This window comes from Xenorhabdus szentirmaii DSM 16338 (assembly GCF_002632585.1).
GTDB classification, from domain to species: Bacteria; Pseudomonadota; Gammaproteobacteria; order Enterobacterales; family Enterobacteriaceae; genus Xenorhabdus; species Xenorhabdus szentirmaii.
Genome location: NZ_NIBV01000002.1, coordinates 1,092,863 through 1,116,576, shown reverse-complemented (window position 1 = coordinate 1,116,576; position 23,714 = coordinate 1,092,863). Strand labels below are relative to the sequence as shown.

Here is a 23,714-nt window from a genome sequence, read left to right as displayed (position 1 = left end):
AATCTCCGCTGCTTCATATATTATTGTCCATGAGTTACCAACCTCCAACACTGATCCCATTATGAAGATTGCATTACAAAAACAGCAAATACCTTATTCTCCTGATCTGGCGACTCATTATTTTACGCCTCTTTCCTCATTTCCTTGGGCTATGCTTTTACATTCAGGAAATTCTGAACATTCTCATAATCGATTTGACATTCTTGTCGCTGATCCTGTGACAACCTTTGTTACATCCGGAAAATCTACCGAGATAAACCATGCTGGCGAAATCTCTATTTCACAGGAAGACCCTTTCCTGTTGTTAAAAAATCACCTTGCGGCCTGCGATATCTCCCCTCAATTTGATCCGGACTTGCCTTTTCAAGGAGGCGTGTTAGGAATGTGGAGTTATGAACTTGGCCGACGGATTGAAAAATTACCGTCAATTGCCGCTAATGAGCTGAACTTTCCTGATATGGCTATCGGAATATATGACTGGGGCTTGATCATTGACCATAAAAAGCAGCAAGCGACATTACTGAGTTACAATAATGTTGATAACCGGCTGGCATGGTTGGAGTCATTAAGAAACCAGCAGAAAAAGAAACAAACGGATTTTACCCTGACAAGCCAGTGGCAATCCAATATGACAGAGCAGCAATATCACGAAAAAATTGCCCGGATTCATCATTACCTGCGCAACGGAGATTGCTATCAAGTCAATTTATCCCAACGTTTCCATGCCGATTATCAGGGTGACGAATGGCAGGCTTTTACTCAACTTAATGACAGTAATCAAGCCCCTTTTTCTGCATTTATCCGTTTACCTGAACATTGCATTATCAGTGTTTCACCTGAACGCTTTATTTTGCTCGAAGATAAACAAATCCAAACCCGCCCTATTAAGGGAACATTGCCAAGGCTGGAAAATCCTGCCGAAGATCAATTGCAGGCAGAAAAACTAGCAAGCTCACGGAAAGACCGGGCTGAAAACTTGATGATTGTTGACCTATTGAGAAATGATATCGGCCGGGTTGCCGCCCCGGGTTCTGTCAAAGTTCCTGAATTATTTGTCGTTGAAGCTTTTCCGGCTGTTCATCATCTTGTTAGCACCATTACAGCGACTTTGCCCGATAAATATCATGCGACAGATTTACTTCGCGCCTGCTTTCCCGGCGGCTCTATTACGGGAGCGCCAAAAATTCGCGCAATGGAAATCATTGAAGAATTAGAGCCACACCGCAGGCATGGATATTGTGGCGCTATTGGTTATATTAGTTTCTGCGGTACAATGGACAGCAATATTACCATCCGTACCTTACTGACAGAAAACGGGAAAATATATTGTTGGGCTGGTGGTGGTATTGTTGCTGATAGCATTGCTGAAAAAGAGTATCAGGAAACATTTGATAAACTTGGGCGAATTTTGCCTCAATTAGGGAAACTTCATACACCATGACACAACTTTCTGACTTTATTCATCGGTTTCAACTACAGCTTCCTACTCAACCCAAGCCCTTAGCGGACAATCAACGGAATGCCGCTGTATTATTGCCGATTATATGTAAGCCTGAACCAACCTTGTTATTGACACAAAGGGCTCAGAGCCTCCGTTCACATGCAGGTCAGATTGCGTTTCCCGGCGGTGTCTCTGATCCGGAAGATCGCTCCCTGATTGCCACCGCACTGCGTGAAACCGAAGAAGAAGTCAGTATCCCTCAAAGCAAAGTGCAAATCCTGGGGCAATTAGCCCCATTGGATAGCAGCGGAGGCTATCGTGTTACACCGGTTATAGGGTTAATTTCATCTCCGGTAACGTTTCAGACCAATCCTGCGGAAGTCGCAAAAGTTTTTGAGGTCCCACTGTTTGATGTCTTATCCCTACCCCGATATAGTTATCTAGATATACAACGTCGTAACCAACAGCATCGAATCTATTTTTATTGGCATCAAGAACAAATGATCTGGGGATTAACGGCTGCCATTATTTATCGGCTGGCACAACAAGTTCAAAAAACGTTCTGAAACAGATGTAAGATGCGGCAAATACGAACGTTTTTTATCCTAAATCATATCAATTGCTATTATAATTAAAAAAAAACTGTAAACTCCTTTATCAACACTACCAAATAACAGTAAAGTAGCGCGCTTTATTATAAATAACTATATCTCTTTCTTCTTAAAGGAGTCTGGCGTGATTAGCGTTTTCGACATGTTTAAGGTGGGTATCGGCCCATCCAGCTCTCATACTGTAGGCCCTATGAAAGCAGGCAAACAATTCGTCGATGATCTTGTAAACCAAGGAGTAATGTCCTCTATCACGCGTGTAGCTGTTGATGTATACGGCTCACTTTCATTAACCGGGAAAGGTCACCATACGGATATTGCCATCATCATGGGGTTGGCAGGCAACATGCCAGCGACTGTTGATATTGATTCAATTCCAGGTTTTATTAGTGATGTTGAGAACACTCAGCGTTTGCCGCTGGCAAATGGTTTACATGAAGTCGATTTCCCTCGTGACGGTGGTATGAATTTCCGCAGTGATAATCTGCCATTGCATGAAAATGCCATGCAGATTCATGCGTTTGCAGGTGATGAGAAAGTCTACAGTAAAACCTACTACTCTATCGGTGGTGGTTTTATCGTCGATGAAGAACATTTTGGCAAACCATCTCAAGATACCAGACCGGTTTCTTATCCGTATAGCTCTGCGGCTGAACTGCTGATGAACTGTAGCAAAACGGGCATGTCAGTTTCCGGTTTGATGATGAAAAACGAATTAGACTTACACAGCAAAGAAGAAATTGCTGAGTATTTCGCTGATGTATGGGAAACCATGCAAGCCTGTATCGAGCGTGGTCTGACTACTGAAGGCGTATTGCCGGGCCCATTGCGGGTTCCTCGCCGTGCTGCTGCCCTGCACCGTATGCTGACATCTTCAAACAACCTATCCAAAGACCCAATGAATGTTGTTGATTTAATCAATATGTTTGCATTGGCCGTCAATGAAGAAAATGCCGCTGGTGGCCGTGTTGTAACCGCACCGACCAATGGGGCATGTGGTATCGTGCCCGCTGTTTTGGCCTATTATAATCACTGCATTGAACCAGTCACGCCGGAGCTGTATACCCGTTATTTCCTGGCTTCTGGCGCTATCGGTATTTTGTACAAAATGAACGCGTCTATTTCTGGTGCTGAAGTTGGCTGCCAAGGAGAAGTGGGTGTTGCCTGTTCAATGGCGGCGGCAGGAATTGCAGAATTATTTGGTGCAAGTCCTGAACAAGTTTGTATTGCCGCAGAAATTGGCATGGAACATAATCTGGGATTGACTTGTGACCCTGTTGCAGGCCAAGTGCAGGTTCCATGTATTGAGCGTAATGCGATTGCTTCCGTTAAAGCGATCAATGCCGCTCGCATGGCATTGCGTCGTACAAGTGAACCACGTGTTTCACTCGATAAAGTTATCGAAACCATGTACGAAACAGGTAAAGATATGAACGCGAAATACCGTGAAACTTCACGCGGTGGATTAGCAATCAAAGTTCAGTGTGATTAATATCAAACATTATTCATCTATTTTATGATGAACAATATCACTGATTAATTTTAATAAAATCACAGTATGTCTGAAACAATATCCCTGCCATTTGGTAGGGATATTTTTTTGGCTGAAACGGATCACTAGAGTACATTATTTTCCATTTCTCAATAAAAACATCACATTTTTTTTACACAAAAATCGATATAATGTTACCAATAACAACATTAAAATCCAATCTAAATTAAAAAATTAGATTATATATAATCTAATTTGTAAATTTTAAATATAATATCTCGTTTTTACCTATTAAAATAGCCTGTATTGATTTTTCTGACTCATAGCAATTTTCTTGAAGCTTTCAAATGATAATCTACAAAATATTTTCTTTCATAATGGAATATAACGCTGATAGAAGTTAAATATTAAGATTAATTTTCGATAGGACTCTATGTTTGCAACTATCCTACTTATCAATGAGAGATGCAATACATTAGAAATATTGAGTGTGAATTCGAAGTAAGTCTGAATTCAATTTTCACAGAAAGAGGAAGACAAGTGAGTATAGCCATTATGATTGGCACACATGGGGCAGCGGCGGAACAATTGCTTCGTACCGCAGAAATGTTGATTGGAGAACAAGAAAACGTTTCTTACATTGACTTCGTACCCGGTGAAAATGCTGATACGTTATTCGATAAATACAATGAAAAACTAACATCGCTTGATACAAATCAGGGGGTTTTGTTTTTCGTTGATACTTGGGGAGGCAGCCCGTTCAATGCTGCAAACCGCATTGCCATTGATAAAGATAATTACGAGATCATCACCGGTGTAAACGTCCCGATGCTTGTTGAAGCCTTTATGTGCCGTGACGATGATCCCTCAATGGCAGAATTGGTTTCTGTTGCACTGGAAACAGGCAGGGAAGGTATCCGGGCCTTGAAAACAGCACCAGAGGAAGAGCCCGCCAAGCCAGAACCCGCAAAACCTGCTGCTCCCGTTCCAACATCTGCTGAAGGCGGGCATATGAAAATTGCCCTTGCCCGCATCGACGATCGTTTGATCCACGGGCAAGTTGCAACCCGCTGGACTAAAGAAACGAACGTTAAACGCATTATTGTCGTCAGCGATGCCGTAGCTCAGGATACTGTGCGTTCAACTTTGCTGAAACAGGTTGCCCCCCCGGGGGTCAGTGCACATGTTGTTGATGTTGACAAGTGTGTCCGTGTTTACAACAACCCTAAATATGCCGGTGAGCGCGTCATGTTGTTATTCACCAACCCGGCTGACGTTCTGCGCATCGTTGAAGGTGGTGTGCCCCTCGAATCTGTCAATATCGGTGGCATGGCTTTCCGCCAAGGGAAAACTCAGATCAACAATGCCATTTCCGTTGATAATGATGACATCAAAGCTTTCGAAAAATTAAATTCGCGCGGTATAGAACTCGAGGCGCGTAAAGTCGCCAGTGATGCCCGTTTAAATATGATGGATCTACTTAAAAAAGTTTAAAACTAAAAATAGATGTCATTTTGTTCATCGTTACTCAATAACAACATTCTTACCAAATTCGATTTGGTTACAGGAGAAAAACAATGGAAATTACCGTTGTTCAAATTGTATTGATATTCATCATTGCCTGCATCGCAGGTATGGATTCTATCCTGGATGAATTTCAATTTCATCGCCCCTTGGTTGCTTGTACATTAATCGGTTTAGTGCTCGGCGATGTAAAAACCGGCATTATTATCGGTGGTACACTGGAAATGACGGCCCTTGGTTGGATGAATATCGGTGCAGCAGTCGCCCCTGACGCCGCTTTGGCATCCATTATTTCAACCATTCTGGTTATCGCCGGTGGGCAAGATATCGGTACAGGAATTGGACTGGCCATCCCTCTGGCCGCCGCAGGTCAGGTTCTGACCATTATTGTCCGTACATTGACTGTCGGTTTCCAACACGCAGCCGATAAAGCCGCAGAAAACGGTAATCTTCGTGCTATCAGCACCATTCATATTTCAGCCTTAATGCTTCAGGCCATGCGTATTGCGCTACCTGCATTAGTTGTTGCCCTGACCGTCGGAACAAGCCAAGTCAAAGAGATGCTGGAATCCATCCCTCATGTCATCACATCGGGCTTAAATATTGCGGGTGGCATGATTGTTGTGGTGGGTTATGCGATGGTCATTAATATGATGCGTGCGGGTTATCTGATGCCATTCTTGTATCTTGGTTTCGTTACTGCGGTGTATATCCACAACCTTGTTATACTCGGTATTATCGGGGCTGTTTTGGCGATCGTCTATATCCAGCTCAACCCTAAATACAACCAATCACAGGCCGCTGCACCCGCCGGCAATAATCCAAATCACCTTGATAACGAATTAGATTAAGAGGATGAATAACATGTCAGAGACAATAAACCCAAATCAGAAAAAACTGACGCAAAGCGATATTCGTGGTGTCTTCATCCGTTCTAACCTGTTTCAAGGGTCGTGGAACTTTGAACGCATGCAAGCGCTGGGGTTCTGTTTTTCCATGGTTCCGGTTATTCGCCGCCTGTATCCCGAAAATACCGAAGAACGAAAACAAGCCATCAAGCGCCATCTGGAGTTCTTTAATACACAGCCTTATGTTGCAGCCCCCATTCTGGGTGTCACAATGGCCATGGAAGAACAGCGTGCGAATGGCGCCGCTATTGATGATGCTGCCATCAACGGGATCAAAGTCGGTCTGATGGGGCCTTTGGCCGGTGTGGGCGATCCTATTTTCTGGGGAACCGTCAGGACTGTTTTAGCCGCATTGGGGGCAGGTATCGCGATGGGCGGTAACTGGATGGGGCCACTTTTGTTTTTCTTCCTGTTTAACCTGCTCCGTTTATTGACCCGTTATTATGGCGTCGCTTACGGTTATAAAAAAGGAATAGATATTGTCAAAGATATGAGTGGCGGCTTCCTACAGAAAATGACTGAAGGCGCGTCAATTTTGGGGCTGTTTGTCATGGGTGCCCTGGTGAATAATTGGACAAAAGTCGATATTCCGTTCGTTATTTCCAGCATTGAAGATCCAAGTACCAAAGTCGTGACAGTCACAACCGTTCAAGGTATTTTGGATCAGCTATTACCTGGCCTTGTTCCACTGCTTCTGACATTTGGTTGTATGTGGCTATTGCGGAAAAAAGTCAATCCATTATGGATTATCATCGGTTTCTTTGCGATAGGCATTGTCGGTGGTCACTTTGGTATTTTGGCCGAACCCAAATAACCTTATTAGCCAAAATCATTATTTAGGCATTTCGGGGAAGGAGAATTTCTTCCCCGTTTGATAAAAACAATACATTGATTATTTAATCAGGGGACAAAATGAGTTTGAATAATAGCCTCTTGATCGGATTGATTATGATCATGCTCGCTTTTACGATTTATGATAAGTTCATTATCAATCAACTCAAAGGCAAGACGTTATTAAACGTAAAACTTAAGAAAAAACATCGAATTGATGCCCTGATCTTTATTATTTTGATTGTCATCATTATTCATAACAATGTTACTTCGCAAGGCAGCTTATTATTTACTTGTTTATTGTCATTTACCCTTTTAGTCACGCTGTATTTAGGTTATATCAGGTCACCTAAACTTCTCTTTAAAAAAGAAGGTTTTTATTATATGAACCGTTTTTTTTCTTATGAAAAGATGACAGCAATGGATTTATCTGAAGATGCGATTCTCAGGGTCAGTTTCGGAGAACATAAAATCTATATTTCTGTAACAAACTTGGACGATCTGGAAAAAATTTATCAATTTCTCGTCAATAACAAATAGCTTCCCTTATTTCCGTCAAATCATATTCAATAAGATCAATACGTCATATTGGTCTTATTATTCTCCCGAAAATAAAAATCGATAATAATAATCATTATCGATTTTGATTATGGGAAATATAGCAAAATATTTTTGCCTTTTATTCTGAATATGATATTGTCCGCTTCAGTCATTGGGGAGTAGCCAGTTCCAGAGGACTTCTGGAAAATTCGTATCAACATACTCGTTTAAAATAAAACGTGGTACGAATGCCTAATCATCTAATAAATTTGATTTTTTATATCATGCAAACCTCAGGTAGCCGCTCAGTCAGGCAGTTAACCTGAAAGACAGCAGGTATAAAACGGTTGGCAAGACCATAGACACATAATAGCGCCATAGGTTGGGGGCATGTTATGTGTATGTGGAATCACCCGACCGAGGCTATTTTGATGAATTTACACGCAACACTTATTCTTGCACTTGCCCTTTCCATGGATGCCTTTGCTGCTGCGGTAGGAAAAGGAGCCAGCCTTCAAAAACCCAACTTCCGCGAAGCTATTCGGACCGGGTTTATCTTTGGCTTAGTCGAAGCGTTAACCCCTTTAATTGGTTGGTCTCTGGGGCTATACGCCAGCCAATACATCATGGAATGGGATCATTGGGTCGCCTTTTCACTGCTGGTCATTCTCGGCGGTCGAATGATATCCGAAAGTTTCCAGCATGAACCTGAAACCACCGACAAAACCACACCTCAACATCATGGTTCAAAACGTCATAGCTCAATGAGTTTAATTCTCACTGCCATAGCAACCAGTCTGGATGCCATGGCAATCGGTATCGGCCTTGCTTTTTTGCAAGTTGATATCCTGCATACTGCCATGACAATCGGGCTGACGACTATGATTATGGCAACATTTGGTATGTTAATCGGGCGTTATATTGGCCCATTATTGGGTAAAAAAGCTGAAATGGTCGGAGGATTAGTCTTAATAGCCATTGGTTTCAATATTCTGTTCGAGCATCTTAATTTATTTATGTATGCGAAATAAACCATTAATGTTCGCCAAAGATCTGAAATTTCTTATGGTACAGATATGCCTAAAACCATCATTTCAGATCTATGGCTGAATTATTCCAATAAATCATTCCAATGCATTCCCAGATACAGCAAAGCAATCAAGGAAACCATTTCCCAAAGGCATAGGACACATAATCCGCCATCTGTTTATAAATCATTATAGCGAAATACGCCGATATACTTTTAACGTGAAATCGGCTTCACAGCTAAATTGTTCCTGCGATGCCAAATGGGTTCTTGCTTCTTCAGATGCCCGCCAAGCAAATGGCGTCATCTGCAATAAATTATGGGCTTGTTCGCCATCCAGTGACATTGCATAGGCTAACGTTTCCGTTGAAATTAATTCAAATCCCTCCCAGCTTTCCTGATTTTCAGGATGTAAATGGACGTCCTGATAAATGAGCTCTTTCAATTGATATAAATGGCGGGAACCTGGAGTTACCGTTAATACAACCCCATCAGCTTTCACCACCCGTGCCAGCTCTGACGCCTTGCAAGGGGCATAAATGCGTAAAATGCCATCCAGAGAACCATCAGCAAATGGTAACCGATGACTGGAGGCCACACAGAAATTAACATTAGAATAACGTTTGGCGCCGTAACGAATGGCCACTTTTGCGACATCCAACCCATATACCGATAAATTTCTGAGAAGCCCCAACTGCTCCTGAACCGCGGCTGTATAGTAACCTTCACCACAACCGATATCCAATAAGGTTTCTGCACTTTCAGGTAAATATTGGTTAAGCAATTCAACCGCTTTTTGTTGTAACACCTGATAATGGCCTGATTGCAAAAACGCTCTTCTTGCCTGCATCATCGCCGCACTATCCCCCGGCTCTTTTGAGCGTTTATGCTGAACGGGCAATAAATTAACATACCCCTCTTTTGCACAATCAAATTGATGATTGTTTCCGCAGCGCCATTGATGGTGAGTAAACAGTAATGGTGAATGACATAAAGGACATTGATAAGACATAACATACCGGTGGATAGGAAAAAAATCAGGGGCGTACTATACCATGTTTTTGAAGCCCGAACCTTACACCGTGATTTTCCTGAATTGCATTGACCACTCGCTTAATTAACTTTATTTTTACAAATGGAAATAATTAAACAACAAATCGAGGGTAAAATGCCATTTGATAATTTAGAAACTGAACGTCTTCTGTTGAAAAAAATAGCTTCTGACGATGCCCCCCAAATTCAGCAAAAATTTCCTCATTGGGAAATAGTCAAGTATCTGGATAGCAATGCCGTTCCCTGGCCTTATCCTGATGATGCCGCAGAATATTTTGTCAACAACATAGCTCACCCCGCCATACAATCAGGAAAAGCATGGATCTGGTCTATCAGAATGAAAAACAATCCTGATGAGCTCATCGGTGTCATTGGATTATATGATAATCCCAATAACAACCGAGGTTTCTGGTTATCATTTGAGTATCAAGGTCAGGGCTTAATGCGCGAAGCCTGTGAAAAAGTCACTGATTATTGGTTTCACATACTCGATCAACCTGTTCTCAGAACGCAAAAAGCCAGTATTAACCAAAGCTCCAAGAAAATCTCATCAGAACAAGGAGCCAGGATAATAAAAGTTGAGAAAAAACGCTATGTTTCAGGAATATATGACAATGAAACATGGGAGATAACCAGAGAAGAATGGCTTAACCGAAATCATCCTCTTTAAAAACAACATCTTTCTCAACACCAAACCACTATTTTTGCAACTGCACAAATAAACAAACTACTCAACCATCCTGCATTCTCTCTTTAGGAAACTGGGCCTGCAGGAATGGCAGCAATAATAAACCTATCATGACAGCGCAGACAGAAATAGTAATAAACAACCCTGTCCAATGATAATGTTTCAAAATGATGGCAAAAGGGTAGCCCGCAAAAGCAGCGCCCGTATAAGCGAAGAGTCCGACAAACCCTGTCGCAGCCCCTGCTGCATCTTTATGGGCACATTCTGCCGCGGCCATGCCAATCAACAACTGAGGGCCAAAAACGAAAAAACCTATAGTAAAAAAACCAATTGACTGGAAAATCAAACCCGTCACAGGCATTAACCACAATGCCGCCACAGATAAGAAAATTCCCATCGCGAATATCAGGTTCATCGGCCCACGGTTACCACCAAATAACCGGTCTGAACCCCAACCAGCCACCAGCGATCCCATAAATCCTCCGGCCTCAAAAAGTGACAACACTGCGTTTGCACTCACTAAATCATAATGGTGATATTCCGTCAGATAAAGGTTTCCCCAATCGTTGATAACCATTCTGACGATATAAACCAGAACATAACTTACTGAAAGTAACCAAATATATTTGTTACGAAAAACATAAGTTTTCAATATTTCTCTGGTTGTTAACCCCTGTCCCTGGCTTTCTTGAATTTTTTCCAGATGGTCATCCCGAAATTGACCAATGCTTGGTAAACCCATTGAGGTTGGTTTATCACGCAGCCTCCAACATAAAAATATGCCACCCAAAACACCTAACGAACCTGATACAACAAACCCTGTCTGCCAACTATAATGAAGCACCAAAAAACTGACACTCAACGCAACCAGCGCACTTCCCACATGATGGGAAGTATTCCACAGCGACCACCAAAAACCACGCTCTGAACGAGAATACCAGCTAGTCAGCAACTTGGCGCATGACGGTGAACCCCATCCCTGAAACCAGGCATTTAACATCCATAAAAAGGTAAACATCACAATCGAGCTGGATAAACCAAAAAAGATATTGATGACCCCTGTTGCAATCAGCCCGACGCCCATGAAGTAACGTGGATTAGAGCAATCTGAAATAATCCCTGAAAGAAATTTAGAACAGCCATAGGTAATGTAGAACAGAGTCCCAATAAGGCCAACTTCTGCTTTATCGAGGCCGAGTTCAGTGATCATCGCAGGCATTGCATAGTTGAAACTTTTACGGGTGAAGTAAAACAGGGCATATCCGACATAAAGGCTCAGCATAATATGCAGACGCCAATAATGGTATTGTTCACTGATTTGACCATCAGACAATTGAGTCTGATGCACTGGCTTGGATCGGGAAAAAAATGTCATGACCCTGCCTTAAAGTTTAGGCAAAATAATTGATAAACTTGTACCCGAACAGGTCAGCTTATCCTGCCATTTTTCACTATAAATTGAAAACGTTCCACCAAGGGCCTGTACTCGTTCCCGCATACCACGTAACCCGAATCCCTTCATATGATCTTCTACCTTACAACCAATCCCATTGTCTTTTATCAATAAAGTGATCATTTCACCGACAGAAAAATGCAACTCAATACGATCCGCCTGAGAATATTTCAGGGCATTATTCAGGGCTTCCTGACAGAGGCGGTACAGTGTAATTTTAGTTGTATCACTTAACTTCTCTATCATCACAGCAGAATCCGTTTCCCAATAAACATCCATGAGTATGCCGTGGGATTCAAATTTCATATCATGCAACAATTGCTCAATGGCTTCTTTGAGGCCAAGGTCATCAAGAATTTTAGGGCGCAACCGGCTCAGTAACCCTTTAGTGGTATCGTAAACATTAAGAGATAACAGTTCGATTGTTTTAGCACAGTTAGAACTCACTGGAGCAGCTTCCACTCTTTGTATGATACTGGCCTGTGTACGAATAGCCGTAATATTCTGGCCAATTTCATCATGCAACTCACGTGCAATTTCCCGCCTGACCGATTCTTCTGCTTTTACCAGCTGACGGGATAAATTGTGGTTACGGTGTAACTGACGCTGTAACTGTTCATTCAGGTCACGCTGACGCTGAACAGCCATCCCCAGCATAATCCCCATCAACGTTTGCACTAAAAGTGACAACAGGAGATCGGTGATCTCCATATTCGACACACCGCTGCGTGCAGCAATCAAGGCAATACTATTCAGCAACGTACCAAGTACCGCCCCCTGCCAACCATAACGAAAAGCCAGCAAAATAATGGGAATGGCCAGGCAAAACGGAGAAAAATAGCGCAATTCATTCGTGAAACCAACCTGAAGGAAAATATTCAGCACGAACAACAAGATATACAAAATTATATGGCGCAAACGGAACTGAATTCGTTGTGAAACTAAATTTGCCGTCAGAGGTAACCAAGTATGTTGGAACAGGTAGTGCCATACTAAATAACACAAAGGAACCAGCATAACCCCACCAGTCAGACTAACCAAAAATATAAATGCCAGAGCCGAATGATGATTGCTTACCACTAACACATTAATGACAGAAGTCAGTAAAAGCACACAGATGATGACAGCAAACCGCTGCCATTGACTGCCACAATAATAACGACTGGCAAACCAGACAACAGGGAAACTTGCGATACTGGCAGTAAGTATTGTCAACCACTGTAGTTGCCCCATCAGCAGAGCCAACCCCACAGTCAGCCCCCACTCAGCAACATAAACAGTCAGCCAATAACATTTCGGAGTATGCAGAACAATACCAAGACGTAAGGCAAACGGAAAAAACAAAATAGCCAATTCTGAATCATTGACAAAATAATAAGCAATAACCCATAAGCAAAACCACCAACAAGAAAACAGCAACCAGCCCGAAAACGAATTAATTAGATATCGACGCATAAAAAGAAAAAAATTCCCAGATAACACGCTAACTCCCCAGCCCACCTTACTATTGCACTGAATTGGTTTGATTTTTGTTTTGCTGATTTTCGTGCATTAAGGACATTTTAGGCTGTTTTTGGATTGTCAGCACCCCAAGCAGCCCCCTTTTAAATCGTAAGAATTTGAACTGGAGAGTATTGCACATGGCCTACTATAGCATAGAAAAGCGCCTACACTCAGACGGTACTGCCCATTATCGCTGTACCGTTGGTGTTAAATCAGGTGGTAAATATATTTAAAAGCAGGCAATCCTTTGCTCGTCACTTTGCTTGGAGAAGACTGGGATATCGTTCACAGACAGCCAAAATCTGATAGTGACCTCATATTTCTCTACAATATTAGAAGTAAAAATCTGCCACAAATAAATTATAAAGACCCCAGCAAAAAGCCCCGTGATGGGGCTTTAGTAATCTCATGAGATTTCATTTATATAGATAGTTCTTTTAAAACATGAACAGGCTCTTTCTCTATTGCTCTTAACAAGGCTTTTGCTGACCCCGCTGGCTCTCGCCTCTCTTACTCCCAGTTACGAAGTGTTCCAACACTCACAGAGATTAATGCTGACTGACTTTCAGAAGAACTGTTTTCACTCTTTTTTGCAGTTAGTGAGCTGCTGAATTATTCTGTCGTTACGCGGGTTATCAATCGTAATTGTTGCTATGCCATCATGAGGAGAAAAGCCTTCACTAAGCTCATCATTATCATATTTAAACATTAGTTTTCCTGGCAGTGAGGTTAAAGTCATTTCATGTCCAACATAATCACCTGACTTCATTCCATGAATGATCATAACCCTATCGTTAAAAGTCACTCTGGCTTTCACTGTCCCCAGCGGAAAAGAATATTCACTCCCTCGGTCTACTGCTATATAATTCATTAGCCTGCCTACTCTACAGGTGTATATTCCGTTATATTCACTGTAGTTTTCACCGCATCCCGTTAAGATAAGCACTGCACATGCCATTAGTAGTTTTTTCATTCCATCATTATTTATCATAAATAGTATTAGCATTGAGTAAGTTACTGCCGTAATGTTTGCATTTGATAGCTTCCTTTCTTACAGCTTCAGCGCAAAACGGACATTTTTATATACAGCACTTTCCCTTTTAGTGATCACAATTCTTCAGTTTTTATAACATCAATGCTCGTATTATTTTCTATTGCAACTAAGGAGCCATAAGATGTCACACCACTATTACCATTTTTATACGTATTATCCTGGTATTCCCACCAATGAGACCAATCATCAGTATCTGGACTCCACCTAGCCATCCCCAAGGTAATATCAATGGTCAGCATATTTTTTATTTCTGATTTACCATACAGCATATTAACGTCAGACATAAACACCTCACTTTATTATTCGTTAAAGGTCATTTTAGCCTACTGTTAACTCACCAGAAACCTTACTTAGGTCAAAATTTCATCTCAATCGGATTACGACTATAGCAAGGCTTATAATTTGAAAGATAATGCTCAATTCAGTGAGGTGTATATTTGAAGTTTGCTGCCGGCAAAATACCGCTGAGCAGGGGATCGTTATCCATTATCAAAAATAGTGCTCCCTACCCTCATAAGGTTATAACCTCAAAGCTGGCTACTGCCATCATACGAAAAAAGCCACGCCGGGGCGCAGCCTTAGATTTGGTATATAGATTTGGAGAACTTAATTTATGGGCAACGTGAGCTATCTCAACCTAGAACTTATTCATATTTTTCATATAAATAACTGACACATCAAATATCACTAGATGCAAAATAATTTGCCAGTCCCACGTTATTTGTTACCCCTAATTTACTCATCGCATTAGCTCGATGTACATGTACTGTTTTATGGCTCAATCCTAATTCAGCCGCAACTGCCTTAACATCCATACCACCAGCAAGCATTTCACTGACTTGCCGTTCTCGTTTGGTCAGAAGACCCAACGGAGTTGCTTTATCTTTTGATGACGTCAAATTGAGTGCAATATCCGGCGTAAGATAACACCCATTATTTGCTGTTGTACGTACCGCCTGAACCAATTCATCCGGACTACAACGTTTACTGAGATAGCCGCGTGCCCCTGCTTTCAAAGCACTTTCCACCATCGTGGCAGAATCATGCACGCTCAACATAATGCAGGAGATGCCGGAAGGAAGATCCCGCAATAACAAAAACCCGCTTTCATCTTTCATCGAAATATCAAGGATACAAACGGTCGCTCCTGAACCAGGTAAACCTTGCCTTGCTTCTGCACAAGAGCTGAACTCCCCCACAATTTCAATGTCTGGCTCCAAGTTCAATAATTGAGCAAATCCTGAACGCACGACAACATGATCATCAACTAATGCTACTTTAATCATCACTATTTTTATCAAATCAGAGGGTTAAGCTAAACTACCCCTATTGATATCACTTAGCAATCAATATTAAACGTTAGGTTACAGAACATGGCAAAATGCTGCCGAGAAAATACAGCAGCATTTAATTGTTTTTATATACGATTCATTTTCTTATTTTGGCGGATTTTTCTTTCTTCTGCGATAGCAACTAAGACAAGCAAAGTAAGACAAAGAAATGCCGAAGTATCGAGAGCAACAAATGTTCCTTTCCAACCTGTCAGCCCAAAAATAGGCACACCATCTGCAATCATACCCAAACCAATCTTGGCAAAACTGTCACCAATTAAATAAGCAAACGTTCCTTTCACACCATCGGCAACACTGATTGCTTTTTTCGGTACGAAACCAACCGCCGCTACACCAATCAACAGTTGTGGGCCAAATACTAAGAAACCAAGTACAAACAACGACCCCAAATACATGGCTTCATTGGTAGCATTTTGATAAAATTCAAGGCTGACAATAATCAGACCCAGAGAAATACAGGCAACTAAGGCACGGCGCCCATTCGCCAAATCTGACAAATAGCCCCACATCAATGTTCCTACTAACGCCCCGACTTCAAATAAAGTAAACCCAAGGGTCGCCATATTAGTTGAATGACCTAATACTTGATGCCCATAAATCGGTGACCACTGGTCAATGCCGATACGGACGATATAAAGAAAAATGTTAGCGAAACAGAGTAACCAAATGACTTTGTTTTTTAATACATATTCAACAAAGATTTCCCATTTGGTCATTTGATTTTCTTCGGCTTCAAGATCCTCTGTGCTGGCTGGCTCGTTAAATAATTCTTCAACTTTACCCAAACCGTAGCTTTCCGGTGAATCATTACCGTATCTCAAGCCAATAAAACCAATAATCAAGGCAATAATAGAAGGGAAAATAAACATCCCAATTACATGACCATTAAAGAAATAATGGGCACCGAATACCGCAACGCCACCTGCGGCTGCACCACCGACATTATGGGATAAATTCCACAGGCCAAGATAAGTTCCGCGTTTATTGCGGGGAGTCCATTTTGTGATGGTTGAATAACTGGCAGGACCGCCAACACTTTGAAAAAAACCACTCAATGCATAAAAGGCAATCATCAGAAAAATACTGACACTGGAATGCCCCATACTCATACTAAAGCCCAACATGGCGATGCTAGACAAGACCAACATAAATGGAAGGAACTGTTTAGTATTTTTACCATCGGCATAATAAGCAACAACGGTTTTACCGATACCATAAGTAATCGAAAATCCCGCTGCTATTAACCCTAGCTGCGTCATCGACAAGCCATAAGTCGAAATCATGTCGTTCTGCGCTACGTTGAGGTTCTTACGGACCAAATACATCGCCATATAGCCAATAAAAACCACCAAGTACGACTGCATAAATGGCTTGAACCACATTTTGCGGCGTACTTCTACTGGAAGATCCAGTGTCGGTTTACGAACTTGTTCCAAAATTTTGAGCATATACAATCCCCAGATGATAACGAGAAAACCGGCCTTTTAGTAAAAATAACAAAGGCAAATTGCAAGGTGATGAACGTTTTCATAAATATTTTTATTACCAGGCAGTGTAAGAAACTGAGAGGAGATTGGCTTGAGTCTGGTTCTTAGTTAATCTAGGAATATTTCTTAGTTTTGTTCTATTCGAATGTAAAGCGTGAAAAGAATCACACTCTGTAATAATACCCAAGTTATAGAAACTGCAAGCGACACTCTGGCACACTATGGAATACCGCAGACAGAAAATACCGTAGACCGAAATCATTTTTCACCTCGGCATCGCTTGTTCTTAAGATTTGCTCCCAAAAAGTGCCTTTAAGCACAGAATAGCGTTGGGCAGCACGGTATCAATAGCTACAATCCTTTTTTAGCGACTTCAGAAAGAATGGGGGTCGCTAACCCAGCATTGGAGAATACAGCATCAATACACTGGCCGACAATAGATTCAATTCCATGCTCTTTTATCAACCGCAGCAGGTTTTTCTTTTCAGCATCTGACAGATTTGTTTCATTAATGACCGTTTCAACCTGCCCGAGTATATTTTTATGGATTTCAATGGTTATGGAATCGGTTTCATTATCGATTGTATTTATATTGGCATAATCAATACCTGTGGCAGTCAGCGACATTGCATCAGGATCAAAGCCATAACCTCCTTCAATATCAAAATACATGGCATCATGATTAACCAGCCCGATTTTTATTAAATAATTGATATCATCAGCCAATTGATCCCACCCAAAAGTATCCCCAAGGAACTTAAACTTTTCTTCACTAATGGGTTGCATCGGGTGATTTTTATCGTTCATTGCACGAATGATCATAAGCTGCCTTTGTTTCAACATCGTCATTAGTATTTCCTTGTTTAGTATTGAAGATGAATAAATTATAGACGAGCTTTCGACAGGGAATGTTGGGGACAAAAAATGTTCGGGACCAAAGACACCAAAGATAAATCAGGCGAGATAAATTGAGTGGCAAGAATAGCAGATTGCAACTTAAGTAGAAAAGTAGCACATACAAAAATCACATTATTCAAAACGAATCAAATAAATCCATTATTCGTTGAGGAGAATATATCAACCAATATGATTAAATACTGATATCTCCTCTTTAATCTTTCAAATTATCTTTTATGAGCAGCTCCCTTGATAAACATCGAGGGTTTTCTGCATTTTTGTGAATCTATCTGAAAGGATATACCGACGTATCACCCTGAATTTAATAAGTAAATTACTATCAATACCAAATACAATAAACGTTTTTTTACCAACTTGTTTCATAATGGGGCTTAATTTTTTAACTTCCGGGTCACGATAACTAGCAAGACACCATATCTTCTTGATCGGGTTTCCAGTCTTTCCAATGACCATGTTTATCGTGTACCTGCATATAAGTTTGCTCCACCGAAGATTGAGGTTTAAGGTATAAATATTGCATAGGAGAATCCCAGTCCTTTCGATACAGTTGATTCCCGAAATACAATTGGATTATAGCCCACGGAAAAGAACTTATAGGGGCAGTAATACTACTACTTAATTCAACCTTAGCCTTAATTTTATAATCATCGGGGTTAATCTGGCACTCATATCCCATTTTTTTATTTTCTGGCTTATTCACTTCAGACATAAATTCCTCACTTATATTTATTATAGTTTAAGGTTATTTAATTTTACTTATAAACAGCCAAGTAATTTTACTTAAGTGAAGTTTAAGTTTCAATTCAATGCAGTTACAATGGTAGAATACGATTTAATATCTGGCTATATGCTACAAAAATCCAATGATTCTCAGTCATGAATATCAATTGAAGTGTAAATTCAAAGCTTGCTGTTAATAGAATACGATTTGAAAAATATCAATGAATTCAAATCTGTTATTATTTTTCGAGGAAAAAATACCGCCGTAGCCCGACAATGCTCATCACTATAATAACTGATAGTACCAGCTGTCTGATAATGGCTGAAGCCGAATTTAATGGCGGTATCAATTTCTATTTAATATGAGAGTCTCTTTATCTTTTTAAACAATCTCTCCATTATATGCTCTATCTTTGATTAACCCCGTTAGAGTTCCAATCCCTTTTCAAGACTTTCAGCAAGCATTCCGGGGTCTCCGATCCCTCTGATATCTTTTAAAAATGGAAGATTCATTTCATCTGCCCACTCATCAATATTGATATCATTTTCAATCGACTGTTCGAAAGTCAAACTCATTATCTGATTCCATAGCTTTCCGGCAAACCATGAGCAGTTGGTTATAGGAGTATATACACCATTTTTCATATCTTCAGAGGTAAGCTTCATCAATTTTGACAACCGATTACTCTCGTCAATTAATTGAGGTATAAGTTTCCTTTCTATTAATTCAGGAGTTACCGTTTTTTCATCAACTTTCACACAACGCTGGAGGTGAAATTTCCTCTTTGGTGAATCATTGCTATGTTCTGAGTTTTTGACAAGACCATACCCCGAATGAAAAGCATATGATGTATTATCACCCTCTTCCGGGCTATTGAAATAAATAATCCATGCGTGACCAAAACTACCACCACCAAAATCACTTCCCAATTTTTTGAACATTTCTCTAATGATTATCTCTTTTTCACTTTCAGGAAATTGTTCTCCTATAGCAATCGCTTTTTCTATGATTGGTTTCATATTCGTACGTTCAGCGGTACGATTGGTTCGAATACATATTTGTGGATAACCAACGTTTTTGTCTCCAACGGGTTGATACTTATCTGCCTTAATCATAATTACCTTTTAACCATTTATATATGATAAAAACGATTATTTTCTTCAAGAAAAAATAACCTGAATAAAGAATATGAAATATCACCACTTGAATACCCGGCGTTCACGTTACGGTAAATTTATCTATTTTTGAAGATGAGTAATGCTGTTAAATAAAAACCAATCATAGTGGTGGATATCAATATATCCGACCAGTAAAAATAATGTTGACAACACGATCACTTCTCCTTTTATTTACAGATGCTTTTTATTCAAAAAATAGAATTATTTTAGGGTGATATTTATTCTGGTTGATAATATTACCGCTTTTGTTTTTTATAAAAAAATAGCTATCTCTGTATGACACGTATTACAACTATTTCATAATGTCTTTTACAATTTGAGTATGCTGTTGTTAATATCCAAACTTGAAACTTTATATTACCCTTTAACTTAAAATAGCGTGGCCAGAAAGCATTATACATTTGTGTTACGTTGTATATTGTTGCATCCATGATGCAATGAATATGACTGTGGCAAATACGAAAAAGGCCACGCCGAAGTGCAATCTTGGATTTAGGGTGTAAGTTTGATTATTCCATTTGAAGTAAATATGCGATAGCTATTTATACTCAATGGATTTCAAGTTGCATCTCGGTGACAAGAGAGTGGCAAAGACTGGTATCTGTCAGTATAACGACCTCTCTCTTTATTGATCTGATACCGTCAAAAATGTCATGCAGATACGGTGAAGCTTGGTGAGACTTGGGAATAAAAAGCCCATAAAATCATGAAGATTTGGGAAGGCTTTAGATCATTCCACTCAATGGTTAAAACAGCACTCAACATAATGATATTAAATAAAAATAAATTATTTTAATATCAGAATACCGTCATCAGAAAGAAGTGCCTTCATGGGTGAAAATTGAATTTTTTGTTGGTTATTTTATATTAGAAATAGAAAGTCTCTTCATATCATCTCCTACCCCTTCATATTCCACACCGAATCCTCCAGCATCTGAACACGAACATCTAGGCGACACCCTTGGAATATCACAGGGTTCGCCGTCGTAAAAAAAGGGCACGAAGCCCTATTTTTACGACGGCAGTTCCGGCCATTGAATATCAGGAGCAGCAGAACAGTCTACTCGGTTCAATAACACACAATATTTTTTCCATTCTGCCAGTGCGGCTTGTTCTTCGTCTGTTGCCATTTTAAGGTCAACGGCATATTGCAGCGAAGCAATGTGCTCTTTAGCAACGCCCATTAGGTGCTGCTTTTCATATCCGGCCTGTTGCTGCCATTGTGCTGAGGTAAACGGAGTCTTCATTAGTTCGCACTTCTGACTGCGAACCAATCGTGCGAACCTCGCTGCGAACTAACTTCGTTCTTGTGGCCTTTTTTACCTTATCCGTCAGGTCCCTTTGCCATCCCTGAGAATTAGCTCTTTTCCTTATAGCGGTATCACTGATGCCATATTTGGCCGCTATTTCACGTTAATTATCCTGAGATAGATGAGGGTTAAAATGGGGAAATAATGCCCACAGAATACGAGGGACTTGAACTGTACCGATTAAATCGGGTCAGTTGCTACAGGGTACCCACTTTAAGTGGGTTGGTTGTGGTTTAGCCTACCACGATAGGGACTCTCCACACGGGCGGAGCATTCATTGTAAAGAGCAAGGTGATTAAGAGTTTTTACTTTTTATTAAATTATCCAGCGGGATTCCTAATTTTTCAAGTAGTTGTGCATACCTTGAAAGAGGGATATACCTTTTTTTATCCACTGGCGAATTGCTTGATCCTTAATACTTAACATTCTGGCTAACTCTGGTACACCTCCAGCTTTTTTCTATCGTTACATCCAGTATGCTCATAAGATTTTCCTTTTTTACCAACAACAATAAACAAAATACAAGAGATGCTTTAAAAGAAAAGTTTTACTTGCTATAAAAATAAAAGCCTTGCTTGTATATTTGAGGTATGAAAACTATGCACGAACGAATCAAGCAAGCTAGGCTTGCAAAAAAGCTAACTCAAGCTGAATTGGCTGATATGCTTGGTGTTACTCCGCAGTCTGTACAGCAATGGGAATCAAGCACAGAACCAAGAAAAACAAGACTAACAGCATTAGCCTCTATACTTGATGCTGATGTGAATTGGCTTTTGTTTGGCGAGTCCATTAAGCCACTTAAAAAAGATACAGGACAACTTCCATCCAAGAACGAATGGACAAATATTTCTCCGTGGGACAGCAAAACCCCATTAGACAATGATGAAGTGGAAGCCCCGTTTCTGAAGGATATCGAACTTACCTGTGGTAATGGCAGATGTATTAATGTGGGTTATAATGGCTTTAAATTGAGATTTTCTAAAGCAACCTTAAGAAGGATCGGTGCATCAACTGACGGTTCTACAATTCTCTGCTTTCCTGCAAAAGGCGATAGCATGGAGCCGATTATTCCAAGTGGTACAGCGATAGCAATAGACGTTTCTAATAAAAAAATTATCGATGGAAAAGTATATGCAATTGAACAAGAAGGATTAAAGCGTCTTAAATGTCTTTATCGACGCCCAAAAGGAAAATTACTTATCAGAAGCTACAACCGTAATGAATACGAAGATGAGATTGCGGATGAGGATCAAGTAAACATTATCGGGAGAATGTTCTGGTATTCCGTTTTAGATTACTAAGGTTATTTTAAATTACTAAGGTTAAGGAATGGAAAATTTTAAGATAAAAATAAAACATCATGTTGATCACGTTAATAATGTCGGACAACACTGCACCACCGAAGAAACAACTAAGCAGGCATTAATATTGCCTTTTTTAGATATTCTTGGGTTTAGCCCATATGACCCTCAAAAGGTTAAAGCTGAGTACGGAGCAGATTTCCCCGGAGTAAAAGCAAATGAGCGTGTTGATTATGCTTTGTTTTGCCAAGGTGTTCCAGTCATGTTTATAGAGGCAAAAGGATACAGCGAAAAACTGGATAACCATTGTCCTCAATTATCTAGATATTTTAATTCCACTCCAGAAGTAACTATTTCGGCAATTACAAATGGAATCGAGTGGCGTTTTTTTACCGACCTGAAGCAAAAAAACGTCATGGACCCCACTCCATTCCTTCGCATCAAAATGGATGAAGTTAGTGACGCAGATGTAGGGCAGCTTTATCGATTTAGGCACGACAAATTCAAACCAGAAGCACTAAGAACCCTAGCAGAAGAGAGCGTTTATCTATCTGCTTTTACCAAAACTATCAGTACCAGTTTGAGGGATGTTGATAGTGAGTTTGTAAGATATGTAGCTAGCAGATCTAATGTTGAACGCCAACTAAATCAGCGATTTATTGAATCAATCACGCCATTAGTAAAGCAGGCTGTTGAGAAGTCTGTTAGCGCAATGGTGGTTTCTGGTCTTTCGAATAAACATGCACCGATTGATGGCACTCCCGATGAGATAGAACCTAAAAATACTCCGAAAGAATTCGAAGAGATAGTAGATCCAGACAACCCCAATATCGTTACCACTAAGAACGAACTAACTCTATATGAAAAAGCAAAATCAATAGTTGGTGATTCTGTTGATTTGCAATACAAGGATACAGAATCCTATTTTGGTATCCTTTACCAAGGAAAATCAAATAGATGGATAATAAGGTATTTTGACAAAAAAAATAAACCCTATATTCAGATACCTATTGAGTTAACTGACATCTTAAGCAATGAAGTTAATAGAGCAGGGTTGTCCGCTAATAACTCAAGGATCTTTATCGAAGCCCCAGAAGATATATTAAGAATTACAGGTATTATTCTTGATGCATTTGAATTTGTTAGAAATGACGATAATTTTAGAAAAAAAGCACAATAACCTTATTAGCCACCGCTTAGTGGTGGCTTTTCCCCTTTTCTCTTCTTACTACCTCTCATCTAAAATGCCTATCTAGTCACAAATCACGCTATTGGAAAAAATAAATCCATTTTAAAAACAAGTGAATATAAATTTTCGCAAGTAT

Annotated in this window: 21 protein-coding genes, 2 pseudogenes and 1 riboswitch; of the genes and pseudogenes, 11 read left to right on the top strand and 12 right to left on the bottom strand. The window is 40.3% G+C overall.

Annotated elements, in window-relative coordinates; translation table 11 throughout:
* Window positions 1-61: 61 nt before the first annotated feature.
* From pabB to mntP, 8 genes are all read left to right on the top strand, one after another.
* Entirely contained in the window at window positions 62-1,441 is a 1,380-nt protein-coding gene (gene pabB, locus Xsze_RS14955; protein WP_038234129.1) for an aminodeoxychorismate synthase component 1, read from the top strand.
* Complete coding sequence (locus tag Xsze_RS14950) at window positions 1,438-2,007, top strand: CoA pyrophosphatase (RefSeq protein ID WP_038234003.1); 570 nt, start codon at window positions 1,438-1,440, stop codon at window positions 2,005-2,007. Before pabB ends, Xsze_RS14950 begins: the two co-directional genes overlap by 4 nt.
* 169 nt (window positions 2,008-2,176) lie before the next feature.
* Window positions 2,177-3,541, top strand: a complete 1,365-nt coding sequence (locus Xsze_RS14945; RefSeq protein ID WP_038234005.1) for an L-serine ammonia-lyase — start codon at window positions 2,177-2,179, stop codon at window positions 3,539-3,541.
* Between the two features lie 540 nt (window positions 3,542-4,081).
* Entirely contained in the window at window positions 4,082-5,035 is a 954-nt protein-coding gene (gene manX, locus Xsze_RS14940; protein ID WP_038234007.1) for a PTS mannose transporter subunit IIAB, read from the top strand.
* Between the two features lie 83 nt (window positions 5,036-5,118).
* Window positions 5,119-5,916 carry a PTS mannose/fructose/sorbose transporter subunit IIC gene (locus Xsze_RS14935; protein ID WP_038234010.1) on the top strand — a complete coding sequence of 266 codons (798 nt, stop codon included), beginning with the start codon at window positions 5,119-5,121 and terminating at the stop codon, window positions 5,914-5,916.
* A gap of 13 nt (window positions 5,917-5,929) precedes the next feature.
* A complete protein-coding gene (manZ, locus tag Xsze_RS14930) occupies window positions 5,930-6,787 on the top strand; it encodes a PTS mannose transporter subunit IID (RefSeq protein ID WP_038234012.1) in 858 nt (285 codons plus the stop codon).
* A 98-nt stretch (window positions 6,788-6,885) separates the two neighbouring features.
* Window positions 6,886-7,344, top strand: coding sequence for a DUF986 family protein (locus Xsze_RS14925; RefSeq protein WP_038234014.1), 459 nt, complete (start codon window positions 6,886-6,888; stop codon window positions 7,342-7,344).
* 160 nt (window positions 7,345-7,504) lie between these two features.
* Window positions 7,505-7,643: riboswitch (yybP-ykoY riboswitch) on the top strand.
* 132 nt (window positions 7,644-7,775) lie between these two features.
* On the top strand, window positions 7,776-8,375 hold the full coding sequence (gene mntP, locus Xsze_RS14920) for a manganese efflux pump MntP (RefSeq protein ID WP_141557202.1): 600 nt from the start codon (window positions 7,776-7,778) through the stop codon (window positions 8,373-8,375).
* A gap of 186 nt (window positions 8,376-8,561) precedes the next feature.
* Here mntP and rlmA read toward each other — a convergent pair whose 3' ends face one another.
* Window positions 8,562-9,383 carry a 23S rRNA (guanine(745)-N(1))-methyltransferase gene (gene rlmA / locus Xsze_RS14915; RefSeq protein WP_038234018.1) on the bottom strand — a complete coding sequence of 274 codons (822 nt, stop codon included), beginning with the start codon at window positions 9,381-9,383 and terminating at the stop codon, window positions 8,562-8,564.
* Window positions 9,384-9,539: 156 nt separating this feature from the next.
* On the opposite strand from rlmA, the gene Xsze_RS14910 reads away from it, so the two are divergent.
* Window positions 9,540-10,094: a GNAT family N-acetyltransferase gene (locus Xsze_RS14910; RefSeq protein ID WP_038234021.1), complete on the top strand. Its 555-nt coding sequence runs from the start codon at window positions 9,540-9,542 to the stop codon at window positions 10,092-10,094.
* Between the two features lie 61 nt (window positions 10,095-10,155).
* Here the strand turns inward: Xsze_RS14910 and uhpC are convergent, their stop codons facing one another.
* The 11 genes and pseudogenes from uhpC to Xsze_RS14850 all read right to left on the bottom strand — a co-directional run.
* Window positions 10,156-11,487, bottom strand: coding sequence for an MFS transporter (gene uhpC / locus Xsze_RS14905; RefSeq protein ID WP_038234023.1), 1,332 nt, complete (start codon window positions 11,485-11,487; stop codon window positions 10,156-10,158).
* A 9-nt stretch (window positions 11,488-11,496) separates the two neighbouring features.
* On the bottom strand, window positions 11,497-13,020 hold the full coding sequence (gene uhpB / locus Xsze_RS14900) for a signal transduction histidine-protein kinase/phosphatase UhpB (RefSeq protein WP_038234025.1): 1,524 nt from the start codon (window positions 13,018-13,020) through the stop codon (window positions 11,497-11,499).
* 468 nt (window positions 13,021-13,488) lie between these two features.
* Window positions 13,489-13,641 (bottom strand): annotated as a pseudogene (locus tag Xsze_RS22820) (helix-turn-helix domain-containing protein); the annotation flags it as partial.
* A 7-nt stretch (window positions 13,642-13,648) separates the two neighbouring features.
* Window positions 13,649-13,939, bottom strand: coding sequence for a hypothetical protein (locus Xsze_RS14890; RefSeq protein WP_156935843.1), 291 nt, complete (start codon window positions 13,937-13,939; stop codon window positions 13,649-13,651).
* A gap of 236 nt (window positions 13,940-14,175) precedes the next feature.
* Entirely contained in the window at window positions 14,176-14,406 is a 231-nt protein-coding gene (locus Xsze_RS14885; protein ID WP_038234029.1) for a hypothetical protein, read from the bottom strand.
* Window positions 14,407-14,799: 393 nt separating this feature from the next.
* A complete protein-coding gene (gene uhpA / locus Xsze_RS14880; RefSeq protein ID WP_038234031.1) occupies window positions 14,800-15,408 on the bottom strand; it encodes a response regulator transcription factor UhpA in 609 nt (202 codons plus the stop codon).
* Between the two features lie 131 nt (window positions 15,409-15,539).
* Window positions 15,540-16,922, bottom strand: coding sequence for a hexose-6-phosphate:phosphate antiporter (gene uhpT, locus Xsze_RS14875; protein WP_038234032.1), 1,383 nt, complete (start codon window positions 16,920-16,922; stop codon window positions 15,540-15,542).
* A 390-nt stretch (window positions 16,923-17,312) separates the two neighbouring features.
* Complete coding sequence (locus tag Xsze_RS14865; RefSeq protein WP_038234034.1) at window positions 17,313-17,810, bottom strand: hypothetical protein; 498 nt, start codon at window positions 17,808-17,810, stop codon at window positions 17,313-17,315.
* Window positions 17,811-18,279: 469 nt separating this feature from the next.
* A complete protein-coding gene (locus tag Xsze_RS14860) occupies window positions 18,280-18,588 on the bottom strand; it encodes a Thoeris anti-defense Tad2 family protein (protein ID WP_038234036.1) in 309 nt (102 codons plus the stop codon).
* A 437-nt stretch (window positions 18,589-19,025) separates the two neighbouring features.
* The gene (locus Xsze_RS14855) at window positions 19,026-19,715 is read right to left on the bottom strand and encodes a hypothetical protein (protein WP_051462255.1); all 690 of its coding nucleotides are present in this window, start codon (window positions 19,713-19,715) and stop codon (window positions 19,026-19,028) included.
* A 1,076-nt stretch (window positions 19,716-20,791) separates the two neighbouring features.
* A pseudogene (locus tag Xsze_RS14850) lies at window positions 20,792-20,974 on the bottom strand (tail fiber assembly protein); the annotation flags it as partial.
* 704 nt (window positions 20,975-21,678) lie between these two features.
* On the opposite strand from Xsze_RS14850, the gene Xsze_RS14840 reads away from it, so the two are divergent.
* Together Xsze_RS14840 and Xsze_RS14835 are read left to right on the top strand one after the other, a co-directional pair.
* Window positions 21,679-22,389, top strand: a complete 711-nt coding sequence (locus tag Xsze_RS14840) for an XRE family transcriptional regulator (RefSeq protein WP_038234039.1) — start codon at window positions 21,679-21,681, stop codon at window positions 22,387-22,389.
* Between the two features lie 28 nt (window positions 22,390-22,417).
* Entirely contained in the window at window positions 22,418-23,569 is a 1,152-nt protein-coding gene (locus tag Xsze_RS14835) for a type I restriction endonuclease (RefSeq protein ID WP_038234041.1), read from the top strand.
* Window positions 23,570-23,714: the final 145 nt, after the last annotated feature.

What these genes read in the sequence shown, in the direction of transcription:
- pabB (WP_038234129.1), top strand. Translation starts at nt 62, where the DNA reads ATGAAGATTGCATTACAAAAACAGCAAATACCTTATTCTCCTGATCTG.
- Xsze_RS14950 (WP_038234003.1), top strand. Translation starts at nt 1,438, where the DNA reads ATGACACAACTTTCTGACTTTATTCATCGGTTTCAACTACAGCTTCCT.
- Xsze_RS14935 (WP_038234010.1), top strand. Translation starts at nt 5,119, where the DNA reads ATGGAAATTACCGTTGTTCAAATTGTATTGATATTCATCATTGCCTGC.
- manZ (WP_038234012.1), top strand. Translation starts at nt 5,930, where the DNA reads ATGTCAGAGACAATAAACCCAAATCAGAAAAAACTGACGCAAAGCGAT.
- Xsze_RS14925 (WP_038234014.1), top strand. Translation starts at nt 6,886, where the DNA reads ATGAGTTTGAATAATAGCCTCTTGATCGGATTGATTATGATCATGCTC.
- mntP (WP_141557202.1), top strand. Translation starts at nt 7,776, where the DNA reads ATGAATTTACACGCAACACTTATTCTTGCACTTGCCCTTTCCATGGAT.
- rlmA (WP_038234018.1), bottom strand. Translation starts at nt 9,383, where the DNA reads ATGTCTTATCAATGTCCTTTATGTCATTCACCATTACTGTTTACTCAC.
- Xsze_RS14910 (WP_038234021.1), top strand. Translation starts at nt 9,540, where the DNA reads ATGCCATTTGATAATTTAGAAACTGAACGTCTTCTGTTGAAAAAAATA.
- uhpC (WP_038234023.1), bottom strand. Translation starts at nt 11,487, where the DNA reads ATGACATTTTTTTCCCGATCCAAGCCAGTGCATCAGACTCAATTGTCT.
- uhpB (WP_038234025.1), bottom strand. Translation starts at nt 13,020, where the DNA reads ATGCGTCGATATCTAATTAATTCGTTTTCGGGCTGGTTGCTGTTTTCT.
- Xsze_RS14890 (WP_156935843.1), bottom strand. Translation starts at nt 13,939, where the DNA reads ATGAATTATATAGCAGTAGACCGAGGGAGTGAATATTCTTTTCCGCTG.
- Xsze_RS14885 (WP_038234029.1), bottom strand. Translation starts at nt 14,406, where the DNA reads ATGTCTGACGTTAATATGCTGTATGGTAAATCAGAAATAAAAAATATG.
- uhpA (WP_038234031.1), bottom strand. Translation starts at nt 15,408, where the DNA reads ATGATTAAAGTAGCATTAGTTGATGATCATGTTGTCGTGCGTTCAGGA.
- uhpT (WP_038234032.1), bottom strand. Translation starts at nt 16,922, where the DNA reads ATGCTCAAAATTTTGGAACAAGTTCGTAAACCGACACTGGATCTTCCA.
- Xsze_RS14865 (WP_038234034.1), bottom strand. Translation starts at nt 17,810, where the DNA reads ATGACGATGTTGAAACAAAGGCAGCTTATGATCATTCGTGCAATGAAC.
- Xsze_RS14860 (WP_038234036.1), bottom strand. Translation starts at nt 18,588, where the DNA reads ATGTCTGAAGTGAATAAGCCAGAAAATAAAAAAATGGGATATGAGTGC.
- Xsze_RS14855 (WP_051462255.1), bottom strand. Translation starts at nt 19,715, where the DNA reads ATGATTAAGGCAGATAAGTATCAACCCGTTGGAGACAAAAACGTTGGT.
- Xsze_RS14840 (WP_038234039.1), top strand. Translation starts at nt 21,679, where the DNA reads ATGAAAACTATGCACGAACGAATCAAGCAAGCTAGGCTTGCAAAAAAG.
- Xsze_RS14835 (WP_038234041.1), top strand. Translation starts at nt 22,418, where the DNA reads ATGGAAAATTTTAAGATAAAAATAAAACATCATGTTGATCACGTTAAT.